General features: G+C 77.2%; 5 protein-coding genes and 1 pseudogene. All 6 read left to right on the top strand.

All coding sequences use genetic code 11. The annotated features are described in order from the left end of the window. Nucleotides 1–841 (top strand): annotated as a pseudogene (locus ACWGB8_RS38130) (hypothetical protein); the annotation flags it as partial. Next, the gene (locus ACWGB8_RS38125) at nt 838–1,251 is read left to right on the top strand and encodes a roadblock/LC7 domain-containing protein (RefSeq protein WP_452218244.1); all 414 of its coding nucleotides are present in this window, start codon (nt 838–840) and stop codon (nt 1,249–1,251) included. The pseudogene ACWGB8_RS38130 and the gene ACWGB8_RS38125, both read left to right, overlap by 4 nt. A gap of 206 nt (nt 1,252–1,457) precedes the next feature. Next, nucleotides 1,458–1,862: a DUF742 domain-containing protein gene (locus tag ACWGB8_RS38120; protein WP_452218245.1), complete on the top strand. Its 405-nt coding sequence runs from the start codon at nt 1,458–1,460 to the stop codon at nt 1,860–1,862. Beyond that, nucleotides 1,843–2,493: a GTP-binding protein gene (locus ACWGB8_RS38115; RefSeq protein ID WP_452218243.1), complete on the top strand. Its 651-nt coding sequence runs from the start codon at nt 1,843–1,845 to the stop codon at nt 2,491–2,493. The genes ACWGB8_RS38120 and ACWGB8_RS38115 overlap by 20 nt, the downstream gene beginning before the upstream one ends. 202 nt (nt 2,494–2,695) lie before the next feature. Next, complete coding sequence (locus ACWGB8_RS38110) at nt 2,696–2,824, top strand: hypothetical protein (protein WP_452218242.1); 129 nt, start codon at nt 2,696–2,698, stop codon at nt 2,822–2,824. 82 nt (nt 2,825–2,906) lie between these two features. Then, nucleotides 2,907–3,611, top strand: coding sequence for a winged helix-turn-helix domain-containing protein (locus tag ACWGB8_RS38105; protein WP_452218241.1), 705 nt, complete (start codon nt 2,907–2,909; stop codon nt 3,609–3,611). Nucleotides 3,612–3,766: the final 155 nt, after the last annotated feature.

The raw sequence follows: 3,766 nt of genomic DNA, 5'->3' as shown, positions 1-3,766 counted from the left end.
CCTGGTCGCGGTGCCCGGCGGCGCCGCCGCCGGCCGCACCGCGGGCGAGGGCCCGCGCTCCGGACGGCACCGGGTCAGCGGCGGTCCGCGCCCCTCGGCGCCGGAGGCGGCCCGCACCCCGGGCGGCCTGCCGCGCCGGGCCCGCGGCAACGGCGGACCGGTGCTGGTGCCCGCCCCCGCGGACGGGCCGTCGCAGCCGGTCGGCACCGGCCGCCACCGCCGGGCGGAGGACGGCACGCCCGTCGTGGAAGCCGCGCCGACCCCCGCCACCGCGACCCCCGCCCCGGCGCCGGCCGCGCCCGGGCCCGCCGCCGTCCCGCTCACCCCAGTCCCGCTCACCCCCGTCCCGACGGCCGAGGCTCCGACCGCCGCCGCCCCGACCGCTGCCGCCCCGGCGCCCGACGCCGCACCGGTGGCCGCGGACCCGGCGCCCGTACGGACCGCCGGCGGGCTGCCCCGCCGCGTCCGCCAGGCCAGCCTGGCCCCGCAGTTGAAGGAGCGCGCGCTGCAGGAGGCCGCGGGCGTGCCCGCCGCGCCGCCGGGCGTCACCCGCGAGCGCTCGCCGGAGGAGGCCCGGGCCGCCTTCGCGTCCTTCCAGCGCGGCTACACCCGGGGCCGCGGCGCCGACCGCACCCGGAGCGCCCCGCCGGCCGCCGAGCCGGCGCCGCAGGCCGCGGCGCCCGCCCGGCCCACCCTCGTCCCCGCGTGGCAGCCCCCGGCGAATCCCCGCCCGGCGCTGACCCGCGGCCACGTACCACCCGCACTGCCCGCACCACCCCGACGGACCGCACCACCAGCACCGCCGGCACGACCCGCTCCAGCGGAAGGAACAGATTCATGACCACTTCGACGCAGCCGTCCGGAGACCTCAACTGGCTCCTGGACGACCTCGTGGGACGGGTCGCGGCCCTGAGGCATGCGGTGATCCTGTCCAGCGACGGCCTGGCGACCGGCGCCTCCCAGGGGCTGGCCCGGGAGGACGCCGAGCACCTGGCCGCCGTGGCGGCCGGCTTCCACAGCCTGGCCAAGGGCGCCGGCGGCCACTTCAAGGTCGGCGGGGTCCGCCAGACCATGGTGGAGCTGGACGAGGCGTTCCTCTTCATCACGGCCGCCGGGGACGGCAGCTGCCTGGCCGTGCTCAGCGAGGCCGAGGCCGACATCGGCCAGATCGCCTACGAGATGGCCCTGCTGGTCAAGCGGGTCGGGGAGCACCTGGCCGCCGAGCCGCGCACCGCTCCGCCGGGGAGATGAGCGGGGCGATGGCGGAGGAGACGGAGCCGGGCCGCGCGCGGGATGCCGCGGCCCGACCGGGGGACGCGCCCGCCGGGCCGGCGGCCGGCGGTGAGCACGGGGCTGACGGTGTGCACGGGGCCGACGGTACGCACGGTGGCCACGAGGCCGTCGACGCGCACGAGGCCGAGGGCGACCACGAGGCCGACGAGGGGCCGGAGGTCGATCTGTTCCAGCCCCGCGCCGCGGTCGACCACCACTGGTTCGACGACGACGCCGGGCCGGTGGTGCGGCTCTACTCGATGACCCGGGGCCGGGCCCGGCCGGTCGACGACGGGCTGTTCGACCTGATCTCGCTGATCACCGCCGCCGAGCCGGCCCCCGACGCGGGCGCCGTCCCCGCGCACCTGCTCTCCCCGGAGCACCAGGCGATCCTGACCTGGTGCCGCCGGGAGCCGCTGTCGGTCGCCGAACTGGGCTCGTACACCGACCTGCCGGTCAGTGTGGTGCGCGTCCTGCTCGGCGACCTCCACGACGCCGAACTGATCGTCGTCACCCGACCCGTTCCGCTCGCCGAGCTGCCGGACGAGCGCCTGCTGCGAGACGTGATCAATGGACTCCGTGCGCTCTGACCGCCCCGCCGCCGCCCCCGCCGCCGAGCCCTCCTGGCACGGCGGGCCCGCCACCGCGCTGAAGATCCTGGTGGCCGGCGGCTTCGGCGCGGGCAAGACCACCCTGGTCGGCGCGGTCAGCGAGATCCGGCCGCTGCGCACCGAGGAGGACCTCAGCGAACTCGGCCGCCCGGTGGACGACACGGTCGGCGTCGAGGCCAAGCGCACCACCACGGTGGCGATGGACTTCGGCCGGATCGACATCCGCCCGGGCCTGGCGCTCTACCTGTTCGGCACCCCGGGCCAGGACCGTTTCTGGTTCGTCTGGGACGAGTTGGCCCTCGGCGCCCTCGGCGCGGTGGTGCTCGCCGACACCCGGCGGCTGGCGGACTGCTTCCCCTCGGTGGACTTCTTCGAGCAGCGCGGCATCCCCTTCGTGGTCGCCGTCAACTGCTTCGAGGGCGCCGAGGTGTTCTCGGTGGCCGAGGTGCGCGACGCCCTCGACCTCGATCCGGGCATCCCGGTGCTGCTCTGCGACGCCCGCCGCCGGGAGGACGGCAAGGAGTTGCTGGTGGCCCTGGTCGAGCACACCGCGGCCCGGCACGCGGCCGCCGCCGGCCCCCGCACACCCGCCGCCCCGGCCGGAGTGTGAGCCGCTCGCGTCCGCATCGTGGACGAAACGGTGGACGCGAGGTTGCCTTGCCCGGCCCCGACGTGGAAGGCTCTGTTGACACGAACGCCCGGCCGTGCGCCGGGGGCCGACGACCCGGGGGGAGGGCAGCATGAGCGGGACAGCGACGGCTGCGCCGCGCCGAGTCGGGTGCCGCACCGCGTTCACGTGGTTGAATGACGCCATGAACCATGTCGTGGACAGCAGCCGGGGTCGCTTCGACCTTGAGCCGTTCTGGCCGTCCCGGCAGCCGCACCACTTCGACCAGACGTGTCCGGGCTCGCCCAGCGCGTCCCGGCCCTCCGCCCGCTGACCCGAGGTCAGCCCCCGGCAGCACGCCCGGTCGACGCGCAGACGACTCCACCCCGTCCGTCACGCGCGAAATGAGCGGCACCATGTCCTCCACGGCCACCCTTCCCCTGCCCAGCGCGACCCCGCACCTGCGCGCGGTCCGCTCCGTCCACCCCTCCCGCACCGTCAACCCCGGCCTTCCGCCCGGGACTTCCCTCGCCGCCGCCCCGGTGGCGAACCCCGGCGCCGCACCGCACCCGCTGCTCGCCGGGCTCCCGGAGGGCGCCACCGTCGTCGCCGCACTCCCGCAGGGCTCGCTGCCGCAGGCCCTGCTGGCCCAGTACGGTGCGCAGTTCGGCGCCGAGCCGGGCCGGCCGATGGTCGGCTACCTCGTCCTGGTGCCGGCCGAGGCGGCGCCCAACCGCCCGCAGCCTCACCCGGTCGCGGCGGTGCCCGCACCCGCGTTCGCCGCAGCACCCGCGCCCGCCCCGGCCACCGGGGTCCGCCCGGTCCGGCCCGCCGGACGGGGCATCAGCGTGGACGTGGAGCGCCGCAACGCCTACGTCGACGGGCGGCTGCTCGACCTCACGTACCTGGAGTTCGAGCTCCTCGCCCACCTCACCGGCCACCCGCAGCGGGTGCACACCCGCGACCACCTGGTCTCCGCCGTCTGGGGTTACGGCCACGTCGGCGACGGCCGCACGGTGGACGTCCACGTCGCCCGGCTGCGCCGCAAGCTCGGACCGGCCTACCGCGACAGCATCGTGACGGTCCGCCGGGTCGGCTACAAGTACGCGCCGGTGGCCTGAGCCGCCGAACGCCCGGACGGGGCGGCCCCTCCGGGAGGCCGCCCCGTCCGATACCGCCGCTCAGCGGCTGATCCGGTCGATCTCCGTCAGTTCCTCGGCCGTCAGCGGGGCGCCCTGGAGGGCGTCGATGTTCTGGTCGAGCTGGGCGGTGCTGC

Source organism: Kitasatospora sp. NPDC054939 (assembly GCF_053610105.1).
Note: the sequence above shows the minus strand (reverse complement) of the source record. Positions and strands in the feature narration are given on the sequence as shown.

Bases quoted from the DNA above. Each gene is read 5' to 3' on its own strand.
- ACWGB8_RS38125 (WP_452218244.1), top strand. From the start codon at position 838: ATGACCACTTCGACGCAGCCGTCCGGAGACCTCAACTGGCTCCTGGAC.
- ACWGB8_RS38115 (WP_452218243.1), top strand. From the start codon at position 1,843: ATGGACTCCGTGCGCTCTGACCGCCCCGCCGCCGCCCCCGCCGCCGAG.
- ACWGB8_RS38110 (WP_452218242.1), top strand. From the start codon at position 2,696: ATGAACCATGTCGTGGACAGCAGCCGGGGTCGCTTCGACCTTGAGCCG.
- ACWGB8_RS38105 (WP_452218241.1), top strand. From the start codon at position 2,907: ATGTCCTCCACGGCCACCCTTCCCCTGCCCAGCGCGACCCCGCACCTG.